The organism is Escherichia fergusonii ATCC 35469, assembly GCF_000026225.1.
GTDB classification, from domain to species: domain Bacteria; phylum Pseudomonadota; class Gammaproteobacteria; order Enterobacterales; family Enterobacteriaceae; genus Escherichia; species Escherichia fergusonii.
Window position 1 is genome coordinate 1,879,385 of sequence record NC_011740.1, and the last position, 23,839, is coordinate 1,903,223.

At 49.9% G+C, this 23,839-nt stretch carries 22 protein-coding genes; 2 read left to right on the plus strand and 20 right to left on the minus strand.

The window, feature by feature from the left end; translation table 11 throughout:
• Positions 1-70 precede the first annotated feature (70 nt).
• From ptsG to yceD, 14 genes are all read right to left on the minus strand, one after another.
• A complete protein-coding gene (gene ptsG, locus EFER_RS09185) occupies positions 71-1,504 on the minus strand; it encodes a PTS glucose transporter subunit IIBC (RefSeq protein WP_000475694.1) in 1,434 nt (477 codons plus the stop codon).
• Positions 1,505-1,797: 293 nt separating this feature from the next.
• A complete protein-coding gene (locus EFER_RS09190; RefSeq protein WP_000480263.1) occupies positions 1,798-2,595 on the minus strand; it encodes a metal-dependent hydrolase in 798 nt (265 codons plus the stop codon).
• Positions 2,596-2,605: 10 nt separating this feature from the next.
• Complete coding sequence (holB, locus tag EFER_RS09195) at positions 2,606-3,610, minus strand: DNA polymerase III subunit delta' (RefSeq protein WP_000872464.1); 1,005 nt, start codon at positions 3,608-3,610, stop codon at positions 2,606-2,608.
• Positions 3,607-4,248 (minus strand): dTMP kinase, encoded by a 642-nt coding sequence (gene tmk, locus EFER_RS09200; RefSeq protein WP_001257366.1) that lies wholly within the window; start codon positions 4,246-4,248, stop codon positions 3,607-3,609. Before tmk ends, holB begins: the two co-directional genes overlap by 4 nt.
• Positions 4,238-5,260 (minus strand): cell division protein YceG, encoded by a 1,023-nt coding sequence (gene yceG, locus EFER_RS09205; protein WP_000734596.1) that lies wholly within the window; start codon positions 5,258-5,260, stop codon positions 4,238-4,240. Before yceG ends, tmk begins: the two co-directional genes overlap by 11 nt.
• On the minus strand, positions 5,257-6,072 hold the full coding sequence (gene pabC, locus EFER_RS09210) for an aminodeoxychorismate lyase (protein WP_000478696.1): 816 nt from the start codon (positions 6,070-6,072) through the stop codon (positions 5,257-5,259). Before pabC ends, yceG begins: the two co-directional genes overlap by 4 nt.
• A 117-nt stretch (positions 6,073-6,189) precedes the next feature.
• The gene (gene fabF / locus EFER_RS09215) at positions 6,190-7,431 is read right to left on the minus strand and encodes a beta-ketoacyl-ACP synthase II (protein WP_000044673.1); all 1,242 of its coding nucleotides are present in this window, start codon (positions 7,429-7,431) and stop codon (positions 6,190-6,192) included.
• 88 nt (positions 7,432-7,519) lie between these two features.
• Positions 7,520-7,756 (minus strand): acyl carrier protein, encoded by a 237-nt coding sequence (acpP, locus tag EFER_RS09220; protein WP_000103754.1) that lies wholly within the window; start codon positions 7,754-7,756, stop codon positions 7,520-7,522.
• 275 nt (positions 7,757-8,031) lie between these two features.
• The gene (fabG, locus tag EFER_RS09225; protein ID WP_001008545.1) at positions 8,032-8,766 is read right to left on the minus strand and encodes a 3-oxoacyl-ACP reductase FabG; all 735 of its coding nucleotides are present in this window, start codon (positions 8,764-8,766) and stop codon (positions 8,032-8,034) included.
• 11 nt (positions 8,767-8,777) lie between these two features.
• The gene (fabD, locus tag EFER_RS09230; RefSeq protein WP_000191394.1) at positions 8,778-9,707 is read right to left on the minus strand and encodes an ACP S-malonyltransferase; all 930 of its coding nucleotides are present in this window, start codon (positions 9,705-9,707) and stop codon (positions 8,778-8,780) included.
• A 15-nt stretch (positions 9,708-9,722) separates the two neighbouring features.
• The gene (gene fabH, locus EFER_RS09235; protein ID WP_000288144.1) at positions 9,723-10,676 is read right to left on the minus strand and encodes a beta-ketoacyl-ACP synthase III; all 954 of its coding nucleotides are present in this window, start codon (positions 10,674-10,676) and stop codon (positions 9,723-9,725) included.
• A gap of 75 nt (positions 10,677-10,751) precedes the next feature.
• Positions 10,752-11,828, minus strand: coding sequence for a phosphate acyltransferase PlsX (plsX, locus tag EFER_RS09240; RefSeq protein ID WP_015953459.1), 1,077 nt, complete (start codon positions 11,826-11,828; stop codon positions 10,752-10,754).
• An 80-nt stretch (positions 11,829-11,908) separates the two neighbouring features.
• Positions 11,909-12,082 carry a 50S ribosomal protein L32 gene (gene rpmF, locus EFER_RS09245; protein ID WP_000290724.1) on the minus strand — a complete coding sequence of 58 codons (174 nt, stop codon included), beginning with the start codon at positions 12,080-12,082 and terminating at the stop codon, positions 11,909-11,911.
• A 51-nt stretch (positions 12,083-12,133) separates the two neighbouring features.
• Positions 12,134-12,655 carry a 23S rRNA accumulation protein YceD gene (gene yceD / locus EFER_RS09250; RefSeq protein ID WP_001174474.1) on the minus strand — a complete coding sequence of 174 codons (522 nt, stop codon included), beginning with the start codon at positions 12,653-12,655 and terminating at the stop codon, positions 12,134-12,136.
• A gap of 197 nt (positions 12,656-12,852) precedes the next feature.
• On the opposite strand from yceD, the gene EFER_RS09255 reads away from it, so the two are divergent.
• Positions 12,853-13,437, plus strand: coding sequence for a Maf family protein (locus EFER_RS09255; protein WP_000274293.1), 585 nt, complete (start codon positions 12,853-12,855; stop codon positions 13,435-13,437).
• Positions 13,438-13,545: 108 nt separating this feature from the next.
• On the opposite strand, the gene rluC is transcribed toward EFER_RS09255, so the two are convergent.
• Entirely contained in the window at positions 13,546-14,499 is a 954-nt protein-coding gene (gene rluC / locus EFER_RS09260; RefSeq protein ID WP_002432246.1) for a 23S rRNA pseudouridine(955/2504/2580) synthase RluC, read from the minus strand.
• A gap of 573 nt (positions 14,500-15,072) precedes the next feature.
• Between rluC and rne the strand changes: the two genes are divergently transcribed.
• A complete protein-coding gene (gene rne / locus EFER_RS09270; protein ID WP_000827435.1) occupies positions 15,073-18,252 on the plus strand; it encodes a ribonuclease E in 3,180 nt (1,059 codons plus the stop codon).
• 147 nt (positions 18,253-18,399) lie between these two features.
• Here rne and flgL read toward each other — a convergent pair whose 3' ends face one another.
• From flgL to flgH, 5 genes are all read right to left on the minus strand, one after another.
• Positions 18,400-19,353, minus strand: a complete 954-nt coding sequence (gene flgL / locus EFER_RS09275) for a flagellar hook-associated protein FlgL (protein ID WP_001223037.1) — start codon at positions 19,351-19,353, stop codon at positions 18,400-18,402.
• Positions 19,354-19,368: 15 nt separating this feature from the next.
• Positions 19,369-21,015 carry a flagellar hook-associated protein FlgK gene (gene flgK, locus EFER_RS09280; protein ID WP_000096528.1) on the minus strand — a complete coding sequence of 549 codons (1,647 nt, stop codon included), beginning with the start codon at positions 21,013-21,015 and terminating at the stop codon, positions 19,369-19,371.
• Between the two features lie 65 nt (positions 21,016-21,080).
• On the minus strand, positions 21,081-22,022 hold the full coding sequence (flgJ, locus tag EFER_RS09285) for a flagellar assembly peptidoglycan hydrolase FlgJ (RefSeq protein ID WP_015953460.1): 942 nt from the start codon (positions 22,020-22,022) through the stop codon (positions 21,081-21,083).
• Positions 22,022-23,119: a flagellar basal body P-ring protein FlgI gene (gene flgI, locus EFER_RS09290; protein ID WP_002431495.1), complete on the minus strand. Its 1,098-nt coding sequence runs from the start codon at positions 23,117-23,119 to the stop codon at positions 22,022-22,024. Before flgI ends, flgJ begins: the two co-directional genes overlap by 1 nt.
• Positions 23,120-23,130: 11 nt before the next feature.
• Positions 23,131-23,829 carry a flagellar basal body L-ring protein FlgH gene (flgH, locus tag EFER_RS09295; RefSeq protein WP_015953461.1) on the minus strand — a complete coding sequence of 233 codons (699 nt, stop codon included), beginning with the start codon at positions 23,827-23,829 and terminating at the stop codon, positions 23,131-23,133.
• Positions 23,830-23,839 lie beyond the last annotated feature (10 nt).

A 23,839-nucleotide genomic window follows, 5' to 3' on the forward strand; every position in this document is an offset into this window, starting at 1 on the left:
ATCTGGTAGATGCTCAAATATTAAAAAAGGCAGCCATTCGGCTGCCTTAGTCTCCCCAACGTCCTACTGCTTAGTTGTTACGGATGTATTCATCCATTTCAGTTTTCAGGTTATCGGATTTAGTACCGAAAATAGCCTGAACACCGGAACCAGCAACAACCACGCCAGCTGCGCCCAGTTTTTTCAGGCCTGCCTGATCAACTTTCGACACGTCAGCCACGCTTACACGCAAACGAGTAATACAAGCGTCAAGGTTGGTGATGTTTTCTTTACCACCGAATGCAGCAACCAGTGCTGGTGCCATTTCGCTGGTAGCACCTGCTTTCGCATCTTCAGTGGCATCCTCACGGCCCGGAGTTTTCAGATCCAGCGCTTTAATCAATACGCGGAAGATAGTGTAGTAAACAATCGCGTAACCGAGACCAACAATCGGGAACAGCCACAGTTTGCTGCTGTTACCAGAAAGTACGATAAAGTCGATCAGACCGTGAGAGAACGACGTACCATCACGCATACCCAGCAGGATACAGATTGGGAATGCCAGACCTGCAAGAATCGCGTGGATAATGTACAGGATCGGCGCCACGAACATGAAGGAGAACTCGATCGGCTCGGTGATACCGGTCAGGAACGAGGTCAACGCGGCGGAGATCATGATACCGCCCACTTTCGCGCGGTTTTCTGGTTTAGCTGAATGCCAGATGGCAATTGCAGCCGCTGGCAGGCCGTACATTTTGAACAGGAAGCCACCAGACAACATACCCGCAGTCGGGTCACCCGCCATATAACGCGGGATATCGCCGTGGAAAACCTGGCCTGCAGCGTTGGTGTATTCGCCGATCTGCATCTGGAAAGGTACGTTCCAGATGTGGTGCAGACCAAATGGCACCAGGCAGCGTTCAATAAAGCCATAAATACCGAACGCGACTACCGGGTTCTGGTAAGCAGCCCACTGAGAGAATGCCTGGATTGCAGAACCGATTGGTGGCCAAATGAAGGACAGCACCACACCGGTGAAAATAGCAGCCAGACCAGAGATAATCGGTACAAAACGTTTACCCGCGAAGAAGCCAAGATACTCAGGCAACTTGATACGGTAGAAACGATTGAACATGTACGCTGCAATCGCACCGGAAATAATCCCCCCAAGAACACCAGTATCTGCCAGGTGTTTTGCGGCAATTTCTTCAGCGGGTAAGTGCAGAACCAGCGGCGCAACCACAGCCATGGTTTTGACCATGATGCCATAGGCAACAACAGCGGCCAGCGCCGAAACGCCATCGTTATTGGTGAAGCCCAGGGCCACACCGATAGCGAAAATAAGCGGCATATTTGCAAAAACGGAACCGCCTGCTTCTGCCATGACATGTGACACAACTGCTGGCAGCCAGCTGAAGTTTGCCGAACCGACGCCAAGCAGAATACCTGCGATTGGCAGTACGGATACCGGCAGCATCAGCGATTTACCGACCTTTTGCAGGTTAGCAAATGCATTCTTAAACATAATTGAGAGTGCTCCTGAGTATTGGTGCTTTTCTACGTTCTCACGCATTGGCGAGGGGGGAGAACCTCGCCCTGTACAGGGCATCTAAGTACCCTTTATTTATTACACAGAGTAAAATAAATCAGTAAGATTTTGTTTGACGGCTATCACGTTTCAAATTCACGTAACCAGCAAAGATGCACAAACGGACAAAAAACATGTCTGAATGTTTCAGTGCGGTTATTCACCGCGCAAATTACGGCGGTGAACTTTACTCGTTTTATGTATTAATTACGAGGACTAAAATAAGTCAATTATTGGTCAGATTGCAGACGAGACGGTTCGATGTGAAACAGGCGGGCAAAGTTTTCAGTGGTGACCTGCGCCAGTTCATCCACAGAAACACCTTTCAATACGGCCATATATTCTGCAACGTCACGCACCATGGCTGGCTGGTTTTCTTTACCCCGGTGCGGTACCGGAGCAAGATACGGCGAGTCGGTTTCCACCAATAAGCGATCCAGCGGTACATAACGGGCAGCATCTCGTAGCTGCTCAGCATTACGGAAGGTCACAATACCGGAAAAAGAGATGTAAAAACCTAGATCCAGCAACTTACCTGCCGTTTCTCTGTCCTCTGTAAAACAGTGTAGTACGCCACCGCAATCCGTCACTTTTTCTTCGCGCAGAATTGTCAGCGTATCGGCTCTTGCATCTCGTGTATGCACAATAACGGGTTTGTTAAGCTCCCGACCGATCTGAATATGTTGAATAAATGACTCTTGCTGGCGAACTTTAGTTTCTGGAGTGTAGTAATAATCAAGGCCAGTTTCACCCAAAGCCACAACGCCCTCTTCTGCCGCCAGGCGACGTAAATCTTCAACATCATAAGGATCGTTCTGGTTGAGCGGATGTACTCCACAAGAAAAGACAACGTTATCGCGTTCGCCAACCAGATCTCGCATATGAAGGTAACCCGGTAATGTTGTGGCAACCGCAAGGCAAAATTTCACATCACGAGCAGCGGCTTTTGCCAGCACGTCATCCACGTCCTTATGCAAGGATTGATAATCCAGACCATCAAGATGACAGTGTGAGTCAACTAAAAACATAATATCTCGCTTAAAGATGGGGAACAGGCAGCACTGTGCCTGGTTGCAGGTAATTCTCAATACGAAGAAGGAGATCGGTTAACAACAGCTCGCGATTCAAACTGTTTACCGTTAATAACTGTTCGCGAGTCTGGCAGACGTCACGAAGGATCGCCTGAATTCGCGTTGCAGAAAGTTGCCGTGCGATAGTTGCAATCAGACTATACGCATCAGCATTGGTCATAGAAGACGCGCCATGCTGATATTTTAGAGCATCTGTTAACAACGTCGCCAGCCAGTGCAATCTGTCAGGAACGTGTTCATGATTCAGACTGGGTAACAATGAATACCAGTCACCATTTTGTACACTGCCGGACAACGCCTGGCATAAGGTGTCTCTTTGCGACCATGCTTCAGATTGCAGCAATGTCAATGCCGCTCCTGGCGCTCCTGAGCTTAAACGCAACGCAGCAAGTAACACTTCTTGTGACGCCGTCACTTCCCGGGCAAGCCAGGTAATCGCATACTGTTCTGGCGGTGGTGCCAGATGATGCACCAGACAGCGGCTACGTAAAGTTGCCAGTAAACGCGCAGGTTCTTTAGTGGCAAGGAAAAACCAGGTATCTGCCGGCGGCTCTTCCAGCGTTTTTAACAGTGCATTCGCTGCAGCATCTGTGAGCAAAGCGGCATCAGGTATCCAGACCACTTTTGCCCCCCCAAGCCGGGAATGCTCATAGAGTTTTTCGCTAACCTCACGCACTGCGTCAATGCCCTGCGCATTTTTGCCTTTTTCAGGAATGAGGGCATAGTAATCCGGATGCGTACCCGCTTGCATGAGTTGGCAGCCACGACAGTGCCCACAGCTTTTATTACCCTGGGGTTGTTGGCAAAGCAGGTAACGGCTGAGCGCATAAATTAATGCGTCATCGCCCATACCTGGCAGCGCCTGAATCAGTAGCGCATGGTGACCCCTTCCTGCCTGATAGTTCGCTACCAGTTTTTCGAAGTCTGGTCTTAACCATGGATACCATTTCATGCGCCCTGCTCCTTCACCCAGGTTGTCACAGTTTGTCGAATATCAGCCATGACACACTCAAGCGATTGCGTGGCATCGATAGTGCGGATGCTGGCATCCTGAGCTGCAAGTTCCAGATAACGCGCACGAGTACGGTTAAAGAAGTCGAAGGACTCCTGCTCAATACGGTCCAGTTCACCACGCGCTCGTGCACGTTTTAGACCTACTTCAGGCGTAACGTCGAGATACAGAGTCAGGTCCGGGCGAAAATCACCTAACACGGCATCACGTAGTGTTGCCAGCATGGTTTGATCAACACCACGACCGCCCCCCTGATAAGCCTGAGTCGATAAATCATGACGATCACCAATCACCCAGGTACCTTTCGCCAGTGCAGGCTTAATGACTGTCTCCACCAACTGGACGCGGGCTGCATAAAACATCAGAACTTCAGCCTTCTCAGTGATGACTTCATCACCGACGGATTTTATATCCAGCACCAGGCTCCTCAGTTTCTCAGCCAACTGCGTCCCTCCTGGTTCACGGGTAAAAATCATCTCACGAATGCCCAGTTGCTCAAGTGTCTCCACCACAACGTTACGCGCAGTGGTTTTACCTGCACCTTCCAGCCCTTCGATGACGATATAGTTACTGCGCATTTTTTTCCTTAAGCACTTTTAAATAGTCCTGCACTGACCGATTGTGGCTGGCAAGATTAGTGTTAAATGTATGACCACCTTTACCATCGGCGACAAAATAGAGATATGGCGTTTTCGCCGGATGTGCCGCAGCCTGTAATGAGTCTTCGCCAGGTGTGGCAATTGCCCCCGGCGGCAGGCCATTGATGGTATAGGTATTATAAGCCGTCGGCGTTTCAAGATCCGCGCGGGAAAGATTGCCATTATAGCGCTCTCCCATACCGTAAATCACGGTAGGATCGGTTTGTAAACGCATTCCCGTACGCAAGCGGTTAATAAACACCGAAGCAACACGATCACGTTCACTGGCTACCGCAGTCTCTTTCTCAATGATAGAGGCCATGGTGACCAGTTCATTTTTATCTTTATACGGCAACCCTTCTGCGCGCTTTTCCCAGATACCATCGACAACTTTCACCATTTTCTGGTGCGATCGCTTCAATAACGCCACATCGGTTGTGTTTGCGGTATACATCCAGGTATCTGGCCAAAACCAGCCTTCGATCCACTCAGGTTTTTCCAAATCTAACGCTTTAGCGACAGTTTCGTACTGATCATCGCTCAGGGTATGTTTGATATAAGGCGCTTCACGTAGTTGCTTGAGGTAATCGCGTAGACGCATTCCCTCGACCATTCGTAACGGAAACTGAGCTTCTTTACCGCTTTCCAGCAATTGCAGCATCTCGCGTACCGTCATTTGTGGCGTAAAGCGATACGTTCCGGCTTTGAAACGCGACAGATCAGGCTCGATACGTAACAACCACTGGAACACTCGCGGTCGATTGATAATTTTCGCCATGTAGAGCTGCTCACCGAGTGCCAATCTGCCAGTACCCGATTTAAGCGTAAATATTGCTTCGTTTTTAATTAACAATTTACTGTCAGCGAACTGACGAACTTTCCACATGCCCACGCCTGCGGCAATGCCCAGTACAATCAACAACAGCAAAAGGACAAATAACAATTTTTTCATAATGAATTCGGGTGCTCACAAAGTGGGGCTAAAAACTCAAATAATTGTCTCGAAGACAGCAACTTATCACCACAGGTGCGTACGGGAATGACGGGCATCAGCGCATTACAAAGCAAAATTTCATCTGCCGCCATTACCTCTTCCGGTCGAGCCTGAACTTCGACAACACGATAAGAAGATTGTGCCAATAAATGGATACAGAATTGTCGCATAATGCCCTTCACACCGGCATATTCAAGGCTCGGTGTATAAACCACATTTCCCTGTCGCCAGAATAAATTAGCTGCGCAGCATTCCGTAACCCATCCTTCGCTGTCAAGAACAAGTGCCTCGTCAGCAGTTGTCTGATCGAGATGTGTCCGGATCAACACTTGCTCCAGCCGATTAAGATGCTTAATTCCTGCAAGTAAGGGATTGCGGCCCAGGCGAACAGGGCTGAGAGTTAGCGTAATTCCCTTCTGTCGCCAGCGGGAATAATGCTCTGGATATGCAGAAACGGACAAAATTCGGCCTGGTGAGTGACAACTGCCAGGACTGTAACCACGACCACCACTACCACGAGTGATAATCACCTTAAGCACACCACTTTTATGTTCCCTTGCCAGAGTTTCCATTTCCAGTTGCAGTAACTCCCACTGCTCAAAGGTAATCATCAATTTAATGCAGGCATCCTGTAATCGCCGGATATGCTCTGTGAGCATAATTACATGTCCATCCTGAATACGTGCGGTGGTGAAACATCCATCACCAAACTGCGTCGCTCTGTCACTCGCGGCCAGCCATGTTTGTTTTTGACCATTTATTAAGAACATACTGGCTCCCTATCGTTTTGAATAAGTTTGGCAGTTTGAACACATCAGGACAAGTCTGTTGCATATACATGAAAAAAGGCCCGCAAGCGGACCTTTAATAGAAGAGTGATACGGATATTAGATCTTTTTAAAGATCAGCGAACCGTTAGTGCCACCAAAACCGAAAGAGTTACACAGCGTATACTCCATACCGCTTACCTGGCGCGCTTCGTGTGGTACGAAGTCCAGATCGCAACCTTCATCCGGATTATCCAGGTTAATGGTTGGCGGAACAGCCTGATCACGCAGCGCCAGGATAGAGTAGATTGACTCTACCGCGCCCGCTGCGCCTAACAGGTGACCGGTCATAGATTTGGTGGAACTAACCAGCACACGGCTTGCTGCATCACCAAATACAGACTTCACAGCCTGCGCCTCAGCTTTGTCGCCTGCCGGTGTGGATGTACCGTGAGCATTGATGTAACCAATCTGACCTGGTTCAATAGCTGCGTCACGCAATGCGTTAACCATCGCCAGAGCAGCACCTGCACCATTTTCTGGCGGTGACGTCATATGGTAAGCATCGCTGCTCATACCAAAACCAACGACTTCTGCGTAAATTTTTGCACCGCGAGCTTTAGCATGTTCGTACTCTTCCAGTACCAGCATGCCTGCGCCATCACCCAGTACAAAGCCATCGCGATCTTTATCCCATGGACGACTTGCCGCTTGAGGATTATCGTTACGGGTAGAAAGTGCACGTGCCGCGCCAAAGCCGCCAACACCTAGAGGTGTACTGGCTTTCTCTGCACCACCAGCAACCATTACGTCAGCATCGCCAAATGCGATGATACGCGCAGCATGACCGATGTTATGCACACCAGAAGTACAGGCGGTTGCAATGGAAATGCTAGGGCCACGCAGGCCATACATGATGGTCAAGTGACCAGCCACCATGTTTACAATCGTCGACGGAACGAAAAACGGGCTGATTTTACGTGGACCACCATTTACCAGAGAGGTATGGTTTTCTTCAATCAGGCCGAGACCACCGATACCAGAGCCAATCGCGGCACCAATACGGGTTGCGTTCTCTTCCGTTACTTCGAGGCCAGAATCCTGCATGGCCTGAACGCCAGCGACAATTCCATATTGAATGAAGGCATCCATCTTGCGCTGTTCTTTGCGCGAGATAATGTCATCACAGTTAAAATCCTTTACTAAGCCAGCAAATTTCGTTGCATAGGCGCTAGTATCGAAATGGTCGATTAGGCTGATGCCACTCTGACCGGCAAGGAGAGCTTTCCAGGTAGACTCTACGGTATTGCCGACAGGAGACAACATGCCCAGTCCGGTCACAACTACACGACGCTTAGACACGTTTGTCCTCCAGGGAGGGAAAAATAAAAAAACTAGTGGGACAAAAGAAAAAACTCAGGCGGTCGAATGACCGCCTGGAGATGTTCACTTACGCCTGGTGGCCGTTGATATAATCAATGGCAGCCTGAACGGTGGTGATTTTCTCAGCTTCTTCGTCCGGAATCTCAGTATCAAACTCTTCTTCCAGAGCCATTACCAGCTCAACGGTGTCAAGAGAATCCGCGCCCAGGTCTTCAACGAAAGAAGCATTGTTGGTCACTTCTTCCTGCTTAACGCCCAGCTGCTCGCCGATAATTTTCTTAACGCGTTCTTCGATAGTGCTCATACTCTTAAATTTCCTATCAAAACTCGCTTTCGCGATGGTTTTCGTAGTGTATAAAATGTTGAAAAATTTGCAACTAAATCCCGGCAGGTCTTACCACGATTTTGCGTTATTTTGAGGCCTTCCCCCCTATTAACGCAAATCTTTTTATACGCTTTTGCCTTCAAAATGCTTCTGCGTTGCTTTCGCCAGCAATTCCCGGTCACTTAGTAATCTATGCTCCCGGAGTATCGTGCTATGCTTCAGACGCAAACTGAATGATTATGCGTATAAAACGGTTAAACCATATACATTCCGCCGTTGACGTGCAGTGTTTCACCAGTGATGTAACCTGCTTCGTCAGAGGCTAAAAATGCAACCGCACTAGCGATTTCTTTCGGAGAGCCTAAGCGCCCCGCCGGAACTTGCGCCAGCGTACCCGCACGCTGTTCTTCAGTCAGCGCACGCGTCATGTCCGTTTCAATAAAGCCCGGAGCAACAACGTTGACAGTAATACCACGAGACGCGACTTCACGCGCCAGTGATTTACTAAAGCCAATCAGACCCGCTTTCGCCGCAGCGTAGTTGGCCTGACCCGCATTTCCCATGGTACCAACCACGGAACCAATAGTGATAATACGTCCATGACGCTTTTTCATCATAGCGCGCATTACCGCTTTTGACAGACGGAAAACAGACGACAGGTTGGTTTCGAGGATATCGTTCCACTCATCATCTTTCATTCGCATCAACAGATTATCACGAGTGATACCGGCATTATTGACCAGGATATCCACTTCACCAAATTCTGCGCGAATATTTTCCAGAACAGATTCAATAGATGCAGGATCGGTCACATTCAATACCAGACCTTTACCATTGGCACCTAAGTAATCGCTAATGGCCTGAGCACCGCTTTCACTGGTTGCTGTACCAATAACCTTTGCGCCTCGCTCAGCGAGAGTTTCCGCGATGGCACGACCAATGCCACGACTGGCTCCCGTTACCAGCGCAATTTTTCCTTCAAAATTCATGGTATTCCTCTTTAAAGCTCGAGCGCCGCTGACATTGCCGCTGGCTCATTCAGTGCAGATGCAGTCAGTGTGTCAACAATTCGTTTCGTCAAACCAGTAAGCACTTTACCCGGTCCGACTTCATACAGGTGCTCAACACCTTGTGCTGCCATGTATTCAACGGATTTAGTCCACTGTACCGGGTTATACAACTGACGTACCAGCGCATCACGAATAGCATCACCCTCGTTTTCGCACTTCACATCAACGTTATTCACCACGGGAACAGTCGGGGTGTTAAAAGTAATTTTAGCTAATTCTACAGCCAGTTTATCTGCAGCAGGTTTCATCAATGCACAGTGAGACGGTACACTCACAGGCAAGGGTAACGCACGTTTGGCCCCAGCCGCTTTACAGGCAGCACCTGCACGTTCTACGGCTTCTTTATGGCCAGCAATAACGACCTGCCCCGGAGAGTTAAAGTTTACCGGGGAAACCACCTGACCTTCTGCAGCTTCTTCACACGCTTTTGCGATGGAAGCATCATCCAGACCAATAATCGCCGCCATTGCGCCAGTTCCTTCTGGTACGGCTTCCTGCATGAACTTACCACGCATTTCAACCAAACGAACAGCATCAGCAAAATCAATCACCCCAGCACAAACCAGCGCAGAGTATTCGCCAAGGCTATGCCCGGCCATCATGGCTGGTGATTTACCGCCCTGCTGCTGCCAAACACGATATAAAGCAACGGAGGCTGTTAACAATGCTGGTTGAGTCTGCCAGGTTTTATTCAATTCTTCTGCCGGACCGTTTTGCGTAAGCGCCCATAAGTCATAACCGAGAGCTGCAGAGGCTTCAGCAAAGGTCTCTTCCACAATGGGATAAGTTGCGGCCATATCAGCCAGCATCCCGACAGTCTGGGAACCCTGGCCCGGAAACACAAATGCAAATTGCGTCATGTTTTAATCCTTATACTAAAAACGAATCAGCGCGGAGCCCCAGGTGAAGCCACCGCCAAAGGCCTCAAGCAGTACCAATTGCCCGGCTTTGATACGCCCGTCCCGCACCGCTTCATCCAGTGCGCACGGTACAGAGGCTGCGGAAGTATTGCCATGGCGGTCGAGAGTAACAACGACGTGATCCATTGACATACCTAGCTTTTTCGCAGTCGCGCTGATGATTCGCAGGTTTGCCTGGTGTGGCACCAACCAGTCAAGTTCAGAACGATCAAGATTATTTGCTTCCAGTGTCTCATCGACAATATGAGCAAGTTCAGTTACGGCAACTTTAAAGACTTCGTTACCTGCCATCGTCAGGTGAATCGGATTGTCCGGATTCACACGATCGGCATTCGGCAATGTGAGTAATTCACCGTAGCTGCCATCAGCGTGCAGATGAGTAGAAATAATACCAGGTTCTTCAGATGCTCCCAGTACTACCGCTCCGGCACCATCACCAAAAATAATGATGGTTCCACGATCAGTTGGATCGCAGGTTCGTGCCAGTACATCAGAGCCAACAACCAGTGCATATTTAACCGCACCAGATTTAACGTATTGATCAGCAATGCTCAGTGCATAAGTAAAACCAGCGCAGGCTGCTGCGACATCAAATGCCGGGCAACCTTTAATACCGAGCATGCTTTGAATCTGACACGCTGCACTGGGAAATGCATGAGTGGCAGAGGTCGTTGCAACCACGATCAGGCCGATCTCGTTTTTATCGATACCCGCCATCTCAAGCGCACGGTTAGCTGCTTCATATCCCATGGTCGAGACAGTTTCATTTGGTGCAGCAATATGGCGCTCACGAATCCCCGTACGAGTGACAATCCACTCATCGGAGGTATCTACCATTTTTTCCAGATCGGCGTTAGTCCGCACTTGTTCGGGCAGATAGCTGCCAGTACCAATAATCTTCGTATACATGTACGCTCAGTCACTTTTCGGTTATATACCGCCACTTACAAACTGCCGATGCGTTGGCTTCCTTACCACAAATTGTCATCTGTGGTTGGGCTTTTTGCCTCTTTCATCTTCCAGCAATTCGAAACCAGCCGGATATACAGATTTCAGGCGAGCGGCAATTCGCTGAGGAACTTGTCGCTGCACCGCCTGCACTGCCTGTTCAATCGCGACCGCAAAAGCTCGCTGATTGGCTGCACCATGACTCTTAATCACCGTGCCACGCAATCCTAACAGACAGGCGCCGTTATACTGGTCGGGGTTGAGGTGACTGAATCGCCTCGTCAGGCTTTTTTGTAGCCAACGCTTTAATAACAGTAGCCACCACGACCGTTTTTTCCCTTCCCCCTGAGATTTCAGCAGAGAAAGGAACATTCTGACAACACCTTCCATCGTCTTTAATGTGACATTGCCTGTAAAGCCATCACAGACCAGCACATCAGTTTTTCCAGTCAATAACTCATTGGCTTCAAGATAACCGATATAATTGACGGAAGAGATTGTTTTTAGCACTGCTGAGGCGTCCCGGATACTGTCGAGACCCTTAACTTCTTCTTCTCCAATATTAAGCAACGCGACACGAGGGTTGGGAATTCCCACCACTTCTTCCGCTAAAACGGAGCCCATAATCGCAAATTGCACTAACATGGTGCTGTCACAATCGACGTTAGCCCCCAAGTCCAGGACTACCGTTTTACCCTTTTGTTGGTGCGGTAGAACAGTAACCAACGCCGGGCGCTCAATCCCCTCAAGAGGTTTGAGCAGTAGTTTTGCCAGCCCCATCAGCGCCCCGGTATTTCCGGCGCTGACGCAAGCTTGCGCTCGACCTTCTTTTACAAGTTCCAGGGCCACACGCATTGAGCTACCACGACTGGCGCGAATAGCCTGCGAAGGCCGTGCATTACTGGCGATAACTGACTGTGCAGGAATTATCTGTAAACGCGAACGCTGTTCAAAGTCAGCTTTAGCAAGTAATGGCGTGATGGTGTCGGGGTTACCGACTAAAAGAAGAGTGAGTTGCGAATTAGAATTCAGTGCCTGCAAAGCCGCAGGCACTGTCACGGAGGGGCCGAAGTCGCCCCCCATGACATCTAACGCCAGGGTTAGACGTGTCAAGGTATCGTCGCCGCCCGGTTCGGTGTTTCCCCAGTTACCCGGGGAAAATCCTCACTAAGCTTCATCACGCAAACGCGCGATTACTTAGCGATGACCTTGCGGCCGCGGTAGAAACCGTCGGCAGTGATGTGGTGACGCAGGTGTTTTTCACCAGAAGTTTTATCTACAGACAGGCTGGTGACTGCGGTCAGCGCGTCATGGGAACGACGCATGCCACGTTTGGAACGGGTTGGTTTATTCTGTTGTACGGCCATGGACCTTACTCCTCAATTACGGTTTATCCCCGATCCAACGGGGAGCACCAATTACTTACGCTTTAAGCTGGCTAATACGGCAAATGGGTTTGGTTTTTGCGCTTCTTCAGGCAGTTCACCAAAGACCATGTCCGCTTCGGACACTTCACAGTGTTCAGAATCATGCACCGGAACTACTGGCAAGGCGAGGATGATTTCATCTTCTACCATTGCAAGCAGATCGATTTCACCGAATTCGTTAACCTCAATCGGTTCATACGCTTCCGGCAGTGCTTCAGCCTGTTCGTCTGAACGCACAGGACTAAAACAATACGTTGTGTAGACATGATGGGTAAACGGCTTCCCGCAACGCTGACATTCGAGCGTTACCGTTACCTTCGCATCACCAGTAATTACGGCGAGACGTTGGTTATCGATAGCGAACGACATGGAGCATTCCACATCACTGTCCACACTGACCACAGATTCGGCGACACGCTCAACCTGATCCGGAGTATAAATACCCTGGTAATCAAGTCGTTTTTGAGCCGTGCGAACCGGATCAAGAGTCAGGGGTAATTTTACCTTTTGCATAGGGCGCGCATATTAACTTCGTAACGTCGTATAGTCAAAGAAAAAGGCAGCCTGCGGTTGCCTTTTGCCAATAATTCGCACACATTGCGGGTTACAGCCTTATTTTCGTTCAGTGCTGGCAAAGTTGCCAGTCAGCAAAACGAAGCGCATAGTTTAAATTGGCTTACATCATTACGCTATATCTGGTGGAAAAAAATATGTATGGACTTATTTTAGCTTCGACATCGCCCTGGCGTCGCGCTCTGCTGGACAAACTGGCCGTTACGTTTGAGTGCGCAGCGCCAGAAGTCGATGAAACGCCACTGCCAGGTGAATCTCCGCGTCATTTAGTTTTACGCCTGGCACAAGCAAAAGCGCAATCTTTAGCCGAACGTTATCCGGCCCATTTAATAATTGGTTCCGATCAAGTTTGTGTGCTGGATGGTGAAATTACCGGCAAACCGTTAAGTGAAGAAAATGCTCGCCTGCAATTACGTAAAGCGAGCGGCAATATTGTCACTTTTTATACCGGGCTTGCGCTTTATAATTCAGCAACTGGCAATTTACAGACGGAAGTCGAGCCGTTTGATGTTCATTTCCGCCATCTCAGTGACGCGGAAATAGACAATTATGTGCGAAAAGAACATCCACTCCAGTGTGCTGGCAGTTTTAAAAGCGAAGGTTTGGGTATTGCACTCTTCGAGCGTTTAGAGGGGCGCGACCCGAACACACTGGTCGGTTTACCCTTAATCGCGCTCTGTCAGATGTTACGTCGCGAAGGGAATAACCCGCTAATGGAGTAACAACTGCCCGATAAGCCGGATAAGGCGTTTACGCCGCATCCGGCAATCGATGTTGACTGCCTGATGCGACGCTGCGTATTTTGGTGGAACTCAAGTGCGAGTTTTTTATTAACGTGTGGCACGCAGTTTCTGCAAACAGCGCTTCAACCCATCATCCATTGGCGCTTCGATACGCATCACTTCTCCCGTTCCTGGATGAGTGAATTTCAATGCTGCTGCATGCAGAAAAAGGCGTGACAACCCCGTGTTTGCCAGTTGTTGATCAAATTCACGGTCACCGTAACGATCATCGAAGGCAATTGGATGCCCGGCATATTGTGTATGCACACGAATCTGGTGCGTACGTCCGGTCACAGGGCTACAACGAACCAGCGTGGCAATTGCATAGCGCTCTTCAACTTTAAAACGCGTTTCCGACGGTTTACCTTCCTGGCTGACTCGCACAATACGTTCGCCGCTTTGTAGAATATTCTTTAATAAAGGTGCCTGGACGCTTTTAACGTGCGACTGCCACTGACCACGCACTAACGCCAGATAATCTTTTTGCATCCCCTTTTCACGCAACTGCTCGTGAAGCGAACGCAGTGCTGAGCGTTTTTTAGCCACCAGCAGAACACCTGACGTATCACGGTCCAGACGATGTACCAGTTCGAGGAAACGCGCTTCCGGGCGCAACGCCCGCAAACCTTCAATAACGCCGAAGCTTAAACCACTGCCACCGTGCACCGCAGTACCAGAAGGTTTATTGAGCACCAGGATATGATCATCTTCATATAAGATGACGTCTGCCAGCGCCGCCACCTTTTGCAGATGTGGCGAAACAGCATCTTCTTCCCGCTCAGCAACGCGGACCGGTGGAATGCGAACTTCATCACCTGCGGCCAGTTTATACTCGGGCTTGATACGTTTTTTATTCACCCGCACTTCGCCTTTACGCAAAATGCGATAGATCATGCTTTTTGGCACACCTTTTAACTGGGTACGCAAAAAGTTATCGATACGTTGCCCCGCTTCATCAGCGGTTATAGCAACAATTTTTACGGATGGAGTCTCTGTTTTCATGGTGGGCGATTCTAAATAGCCAACAAGATTCGCGCCACACATTTTTCTATGCTTATATTTAGTTTTGTACCTTATTACTTCACTACGTGAACACTTTATTGTTGGTTATTAAATCAATCGCCACCAGGAAGTGAAGAAACTGTGAGTAAGCGGGTGATAAATGGTAAAAGTCATCTTGCTATAACAAGGTGAGCAGTGGAATAATGAGAACGTTTCCGTGTTCTACCTTGTTAAAACAAGAATTTTTACGGAATAACCCATTTTGCCTGACCGATCATCAACGCAGCAATGGCGTAAGACGTATTGATCTTTCAGGCAGTTAGCGGGCTGCGGGTTGCAGTCCTTACCGGTAGATGGAATCTTCTCTGGAGAATATTTCCCAGGCTGTTTCCCCTGATAATTGCGCTGTTTTTCCATATGAAATACAGGCAACCGACACTCTGCGCCTCTTTGAGCTGACGATAACCGTGAGGTTGGCGACGCGACTAGACACGAGGCCATCGGTTCACACCCGGAAAGGTGATACTTTGCCCGCAGCTTAGTCGTCAATGTAAGAATAATGAGTAAGTTACGATGAAAAGAATGTTAATCAACGCAACTCAGCAGGAAGAGTTGCGCGTTGCCCTTGTAGATGGGCAGCGTCTGTATGACCTGGATATCGAAAGTCCAGGGCATGAGCAGAAAAAGGCAAACATCTACAAAGGTAAAATCACCCGCATTGAACCGAGTCTGGAAGCTGCTTTTGTTGATTACGGCGCTGAACGTCACGGTTTCCTCCCACTAAAAGAAATTGCCCGCGAATATTTCCCTGCTAACTACAGTGCTCATGGTCGTCCCAACATTAAAGATGTGTTGCGTGAAGGCCAGGAAGTCATTGTTCAGATCGATAAAGAAGAGCGAGGTAACAAAGGCGCGGCATTAACCACCTTTATCAGTCTGGCGGGTAGCTATCTGGTTCTGATGCCAAATAACCCGCGCGCGGGTGGCATTTCTCGCCGTATCGAAGGCGACGACCGTACCGAATTAAAAGAAGCACTGGCAAGCCTTGAACTGCCGGAAGGCATGGGGCTTATCGTGCGCACCGCTGGCGTCGGCAAATCTGCTGAGGCGCTGCAATGGGATTTAAGCTTCCGTCTGAAACACTGGGAAGCCATCAAAAAAGCTGCCGAAAGCCGCCCTGCTCCGTTCCTGATTCATCAGGAGAGCAACGTAATCGTTCGCGCCTTCCGCGATTACTTACGTCAGGATATCGGCGAAATCCTTATCGATAACCCGAAAGTGCTCGAACTGGCACGTCAGCATATCGCTGCATTAGGTCGCCCGGATTTCAGCAGCAAAATCAAGCTGTACACTGGTGAAATTCCGCTGTTCAGCCACTACCAGATCGAATCGCAGATTGAGTCCGCCTTCCAGCGTGAAGTCCGACTGCCGTCCGGCGGTTCCATTGTTATCGACAGCACCGAAGCGTTAACTGCCATCGATATCAACTCCGCACGCGCGACCCGCGGCGGCGACATCGAAGAAACCGCGTTTAACACCAACCTCGAAGCTGCCGATGAGATTGCTCGTCAGCTGCGCCTGCGTGACCTCGGCGGCCTGATTGTTATCGACTTTATCGATATGACACCAGTACGCCACCAGCGTGCGGTAGAAAACCGTCTGCGTGAAGCGGTGCGTCAGGACCGTGCGCGTATTCAAATCAGCCATATTTCTCGCTTTGGTCTGCTGGAAATGTCGCGTCAGCGCCTGAGTCCGTCTCTGGGCGAGTCCAGCCATCACGTCTGCCCGCGCTGCTCCGGTACCGGCACCGTGCGTGACAACGAATCTCTGTCGCTCTCAATTCTGCGTCTGATTGAAGAAGAAGCCCTGAAAGAGAACACTCAGGAAGTCCACGCTATTGTTCCTGTGCCTATCGCTTCTTACCTGCTGAACGAAAAACGTTCTGCGGTAAATGCCATTGAAACGCGTCAGGACGGCGTGCGTTGTGTGATTGTACCTAACGATCAGATGGAAACCCCGCACTACCATGTGCTGCGCGTACGCAAAGGGGAAGAAACTCCAACCTTAAGCTACATGCTGCCGAAGCTGCATGAAGAAGCGATGGCGCTGCCATCTGAAGAAGAATCTCCTGAACGTAAACGTCCTGAGCAACCCGCACTGGCAACCTTTGCGATGCCAGATGTCCCCCCTGTCCCACCAGCGCCTGCTGAACCGGTAGTTAAAGCTGCTCCGGCACCAAAAGCTGCTGAACCCGCTGCTACACCTGCTCAACCCGGTTTATTAAGCCGTTTCTTTGCTGCATTAAAATCTATTTTTAGTGGCAGTGATGACGCTAAACCAGCAGAGCAGCCAGCACCGAAAGCGGCAGAAAAACCAGAGCGTCAACAGGATCGCCGTAAACCGCGTCAGAACACACGTCGTGACCGCAATGAGCGTCGTGATACGCGTAGTGAACGCACTGAAAACAGTGATAATCGCGAAGAGAATCGCCGTAACCGCCGCCAGGCACAAGGTGCCGAATCGCGTGATAATCGTCAGCAAGTTAATGATATTGAAAAAACCAAGCCTACGGATGAACAGCAAACACCGCGCCGCGAACGTAGCCGTCGTCGTAACGATGACAAACGTCAGGCACAGGCTGAAGTTAAAGCGCTGAATGTTGATGAGCAAGCGACTCAGGAAGTCGAACAGGAAGAGCGTGTACGTCAGCCTCAGCCTCGTCGTAAACAGCGTCAACTGACACAAAAAGTTCGCTACACCAGTGAAAGCGCGGTTGAAACCGTCACCACTCCTGTTGCTGAAGAAGCCCCGGTAACTCAGCAAGCTGCGCCAGCAGCACCTGCTCAACGTACTGAACTGGTGAAAATTCCTCTGCCTGCCGTCACCGAAGTGGCACAAGAGCAGCAAGAGAGTTCCGACATTCCTGATAACCGTGACAGCAACGGTATGCCCCGTCGTTCACGCCGCTCGCCTCGCCATCTGCGTGTGAGTGGTCAACGTCGTCGTCGTTATCGTGATGAACGTTATCCGAATCAGTCACCAATGCCATTAACCGTTGCATGCGCTTCCCCGGAACTGGCTTCAGGTAAAGTTTGGATCCGCTATCCGGTAGTACGTCCGCAAGATGTTCAGGTTGAAGAACAACGTGAGCAAGATGCGGTGCAGACACAGCCAGCTGTTCATGATGCACCGGCCATTGCCGCTGTTGTACCAGCTGCTGTTGAACAGGTAACAGCCCCTGTCGTTCAGCAGGAGGCCTCTGAAGAAGTGAAGCCTGTCGTAGTGGAAACTACGCATCCTGAAGTGATTGCCGCTGCCGTAGATGAACAACCACAGGTAATCGCCGAGGCCGATGCGACTGTTGCCGAGGAAACGGCTCAGCAAGCTGAACCTGCTGTTGAAAGCGAACCAGAAGCACCAGTAGCTGAAAACACAGAAGTTAATGTGGTTGAACCAGAAGCGCTTTCTACACCTGTTGAAGCCGTACCGGAAGTTGCAAAGGTTGAGGTTGAGCAACCTGTTATCAAAACTGAGTCTCAGCCTGTTGAGACTGCCGAAATTGCAGCGGTATCACACAATCACGCTACTGCGCCAATGACCCGGGCTCCAGCACCGGAGTACGTTCCGGAAGCTCCGCGTCATAGCGACTGGCAACGTCCTGCCTTTGTTTTTGAAGGTAAAGGAGCAGCTGGTGGCCACGCAGCAACGCACCATGCTGTTGCAGGTCCGACTCGCCCACAACCGGTAGAGTAATCCATTTATCTGTTGTAAGCCGGCCGTTTGGCCGGCTTTTTTATTACGTACTTATCAACCCGCAAGAATAAAAAAATGCCTGTCGCGGTATTCACCGGGACAGGCAGAAAAACATATCCAGTTTCACGATATGTTTAAAGTGGTGGATTATCTGTTCAGTTGAAACAGCGACATACCCTGCATATCGGTAAACGCTTTATAAGATGCTTGCAGAGCAGCCTGTTGCATAACGTATGATGAAATTGCCGCATTCCAGTCAACATTGATCAGGTCGCTCATCTGTTGAGTCTGACCAAGTGCACGATCACTGCCCAGCGAATCCAGAGCATCAAGTTCGCTAAGCTGAGTGCCCAGTTCCGCACGCACCGTCAAAACGTTGTTGAGGCTATTTTTCAATCCGCGATTTGTTTTATCAATTATCCCAGCGGCCTTTTCCTTTTCAGTTTCATTCTCAGCAACAGGTGTTTTTAATGCGCCAATGGCGGAATCGAGCATTTTAAACAGATTTGTTTCCTGAGTACTGCCAGCAGGTTCAGGGATAGCATTGCTGGTAAAATGGTCAAAAATTTTATCTCCGGTATGCCCAATCACCATGCTTCTGGAAGCATCAACTTGCTGTGTTATGCTCTCTTTTCCACCGTTATATTCACCACTTGCCTGGTCAAACGGTGCAGCTTCCGTTTTATATCCGGCAAAAATATAGCGCCCATTGCCATCGGTACTATTTGCAAGGTTCATTAACTGGTCACGAATCCCCTGGAGATCCGTGGCAAGGGAAGCCCGGTCATCATCACTCAGCGTACCGTTTCCGGCATAAACAATTTTTTCCTGAGCATTTTGCAGTGCGGTAGTCACCTGGCTGAGCACATTCTCCTCAAGCGAAACTTTCTGCGTTGCAAACGTTCTTGCCAGTGCATACTGGTTGTTTTGCGCCTGTGCCTGAGACAGCACAACAGCCTGGGAGGCCGCAATGGGATCGTCAGAGGGATTAATCACTCGTTTACCGGTGGACATTTGCTCACCGTATTTCATCCATTCTGCCTGAGAATTGGTAATGCCCCGCATATTTTGCTGGTACATCATCTGGGTACTGATACGCATCGAATAGCCCCTTCCTTAACGAATATTAATCAGAGCGTCAAACAACGTATTCGCGGTCTGTAAGACTTGCGCATTTGCCAGGTAATACTGTTGAAAACGTTGTAAATTACCGTACTCTTCGTCGAGGTTAACGCCGGAGATTGACTGTTGTTGATTTGAAAGTTGGGTAACCACGTTATTTTGTGTGGTGCTACTGGTTTTCAGCGTAGCCGTTTTGTTACCAACATCACTGACCAGTGTGGCATATGCATCGTTAAACGATTTTGCCCCGCCCACTGTTTTACCATTACTCTGTAAATCCAGCAGTTTTTGACCATTACGATTATCGCTATCCCCGGCGCCTGCTTCCTGAGCTAATGCGATTTGTGATTCGTCTTTCACTTTGACATCCATGTTTACCACTGCATCGCTCACTGGTTTGAGGGTGAAACTGTTGTTATCTTTCGGTGTTCCACTGAAAGTCAGTTTCAGACCGTCAAACTCAACATTTCCGGCAGCATCCGGCTCGACAGTGAAGCTGGTATTACTCACCAGTCGTGTCACCTGCCATTTGCCTGCGCCCTGCCAGGTAATTGTGTAATCTGTAGCCAGCACTTGTGATCCGTTAATCACTTCAGCTTTTATTGCAGCATCACTGTTATTTTGTGTATTGCTCAAAACCAAAGGTTTGCCAATGGCAAAGAAGTCTTCACCTTTCGCCCCAGTCGCATCAAACCCTGCCTGGTGCTGCTTATTGAAAGCATCAGCAAAAGCCAACGCCAGTTGCCCCAGAGTATTACGCGATTGATCCAGGTCCTGCGAACGGAAAGTCAACATTCCACCTAACGTACCGCTGGTAAGCAACTTTTCAGGGATTTCGATCTCTCCGGCAGTTGCATCAACATACGCGACCGTCACACGAGAAGGATCAGCATGAGAAGGCACCGCAGCCAGTTGCCGTGCGCTGCTACCCTGTACCAGCGAATAGCCGTTAGCCATGGTGATGTTATAAGTACCACCATCCTGAACACTGACTTCAACACCAACAACTTTGTTGAGCTCGCTCACCAGTTGATCGCGTTGATCCAGCAAATCATTCGGTGATGCTCCTGCACCCACGCCTGTCAGCCGTGATATCTGATCATTCAGGCTGGCAATCTGTTTCGCGTAATTGTTGATCTGATCAACACTGGCACCTATCGCAATATTGACCTGTTTGTCTTGATCGCGAAGATACTGATCTGTGGTTTTAAACTGATTCACCAGGCCGTCCGCTTTACCAATCAGAGCCTGACGGGCAGCGGGATCTTCTGCATTGCTGACCAGCGTTTGCAGGCTGGTAAAGAAACCTTGTAATGAGGTCGATACGTTGTTGGTTTCGCTGGAGAGTAAATTGTCGATTTTCGACATCTGTTCATAACGCGTAGTCAGGCCGCTGCTTTGGGTCTGTGCCGCGCGTAACTGGTTGGTAATAAAAGCATCATACTCACGCTGTACGCCTGAAACGTAGACGCCATTACCAACCCAACCACCAGCACCCAGCGTGCTGTTAGCCTGCGCCATAATGGTGGTTTGCCGTGTATAGCCAGCAACGTTATAGCTGGAAATATTATTACTCGCCGTATTCAGCGCCGCCTGGGCCGCGCTAAGTCCGCTCATGGCGTTATTGATCAAGCTGGACATGGTAATTCCTTATAAGCGTTCAATTACAGAATATTATCGGCAGCTGCCCGCAGGACTTGAGTTATTCAAAACAGATTATCGATGCTCATACTGTAGGTTTTACTGACCTTATCGCTTATCGATTTCAGCTGCTGAATCATGCTGGTTAATTTACGGGCATAGTCAGGATCGGTAGCATAACCTGCGTCCTGTAGTGCCTGTGCCCCCTGCTCAGCACTGGTCGCTTTCGTGACTGCCGCGTAACGCGGATTTCGCGTTAAAAGTCCAACGTAATCCGACAATGCTTCGAGATAAGAGCTGTAAACACGAAACTTCGCCTTCACTTTCTTCGCTTCGCCGTTTTCATATTCGGTAGTGGTAATTTCAGTAACCGGTCCTTTCCAGTTGCCAGAAGCTTTGACGCCAAACAAGTTGTAGCTTGGCTCGCCGTTTTCGCGGCGAATTTGCCGTTGCCCCCAGCCAGATTCCAGTGCTGCCTGAGCGAGGATCAGATGATGCGGCACTCCACTTTGCTGGCTTGCCAGTTGTGCTGGCAACGAGAGTTGGGCAAGAAACGCTTTGCTGTCGCCAGGAAGCGAATCGCTGTAGTTGCGTGGTACCGCTTTTTGCACCAGTTGTGTGATCGCCTTATTTTGATAACTCATCACGGTTTCGAGCGGGAATTTCATCGGTACGGTGAGGGCCTCTTGTGCGGGTAATGGCTGCTCTGGCGTCATCTGTTTCACCATCATCTCAGCCAGCCCCAAACCTTTCCCTGCCGTCATCTGTTGGGCTATCTGCTGGTCATACATACTGGTGTAGAGGCGGGTTTGTTCGCTGCTGAATAAGCCGTCTTTTGGCAAGGCTTCGCGCATGCTCTTTAGCATCATCTGCACGAACATCCCCTCCACCTGGCGGGCAACCGGACGGATATTGGCCGCCGGATCTTTACCCGCTTTTGCTTTCAGTTCATTAAGCGATTGCGCATCCCAGGCTGCACTCGCCAGTAGTTTGCTATCGCTAATCATCAGATGATTTCCAGTTTTGCCCGCAGACATCCTGCACTTTGCATCGATTGCAGAATAGACATTAAATCCATTGGCGTAGCGCCTAACGCATTAAGCGCACGGACGACATTGTTAAGATTGGCGCTGGAGCGCACACTTTGCAGCGAACCGCCGCTCTGGCGTAAATCGATCTGCGTTTGTGGCGTAACCACAGTCTGCCCACCACCAAATGGTGTATCTGGCTGGCTGACATTGGCCTGACGATTGACTGTAACTGAGAGATTACCCTGGGCCACCGCGCAACTGTCCAGAGTCACTTCGCGATTCATCACCACCGAACCGGTGCGCGAGTTAATAACGACTTTAGCGTCCTGCGGAGTGACATTGACCTGCATATTCTGGATGTCGGCAAGGAAACGTACCTGGGAACTATTGCCACTCGGCACATTTACTTGAATAGTCCGCGAATCTAATGCCGTGGCGCTGCCATATCCACGCGCACGGTTGATGGTGTCCGCAATTTGCTGCGCCATGGCGAAATCTTCATCATTGAGTTGCAAATTGAGGGTATTGCCCGCGCCAAACTGGCTGGGCAATTCGCGCTCTATTATTGCGCCGTTGGTGATCCGCCCACCGTTCAGTTGGTTAACCTGGACACTACTCCCCCCCGCCGACGCACCTGCACCGCCCACCAGGATATTGCCCTGGGCCAGTGCGTACACCTGACTGTCGACGCCCTTAAGCGGTGTCATCAACAGCGTACCACCACGCAGACTTTTAGCGTTACCCATCGAGGAGACCACGACATCGATAGTCTGCCCCTGACGTGCAAATGGTGGAAGTGACGCTGTCACCATTACCGCCGCAACATTTTTGAGTTGCATATTGGTGCCAGCAGGAACAGTAATGCCCAGCTGCGAGAGCATGTTATTAAGCGTTTGTGTAGTAAACGGCGTTTGGGTCGTCTGGTCACCTGTACCGTCCAGCCCGACCACCAGACCATAACCAATCAGCGAGTTTTGCCGCACACCCTGAACGCTGGTGAGATCACGAATGCGCTCAGCCTGGACCACAGTCGTTACCAGCAACAACATAAATGTAGAGAGAAATTTAATCACCACAACCTCACTTACATTGGCGACAGGTTAAGGAAGAAACGCTGCAACCAGCCCATATTTTGCGCTTCGTTTATGTAGCCATTTCCAACATACTCAATGCGTGCATCCGCCACCTGAGTAGACGGTACGGTGTTACTGCCGCTGATGGTGCGTGGATTGACGACGCCAGAGAAGCGTATAAATTCAGTACCTTGATTTATAGCGATCTGTTTTTCGCCCACCACATGCAGGTTGCCGTTGACCAGCACCTGGTCGACCGTAACGGTCAACGTGCCACTAAAGGTATTGCTGGCATTAGCCCCACCTTTGCCGTTGAAGCTATTACCGCCAGAAGCATCGACATCGGCACGAGCGTTACCAAACAGCCCCTGCAAATAGCGCGGCACGGTATCAAAGCCGAAATTCGTTTTCCCATCACGGCTGGCATTGGCGGATGAGCTCTTGCTGGCACTGACGTTTTCCTGCAACACGATGGTCAGTGTGTCGCCAATATTGCGTGGTCGGCGATCTTCAAACAGCGGCTGATAGCCATAGTTAATTGGCTGGGCAGACTGGAAAATAGAACCGTTGGCAACAGGTGTTGGGCCAGGGACAGGCTGTGCAGTGGTCGCCCCCTGTACCAGCGGTGTAGACGGGATCCAGGCACAGCCAGTTAGTGAAAACACCAACAGACTGGCAATAACGTATGTATGCGCAGCGTTTTTATGCATGGCTATCATC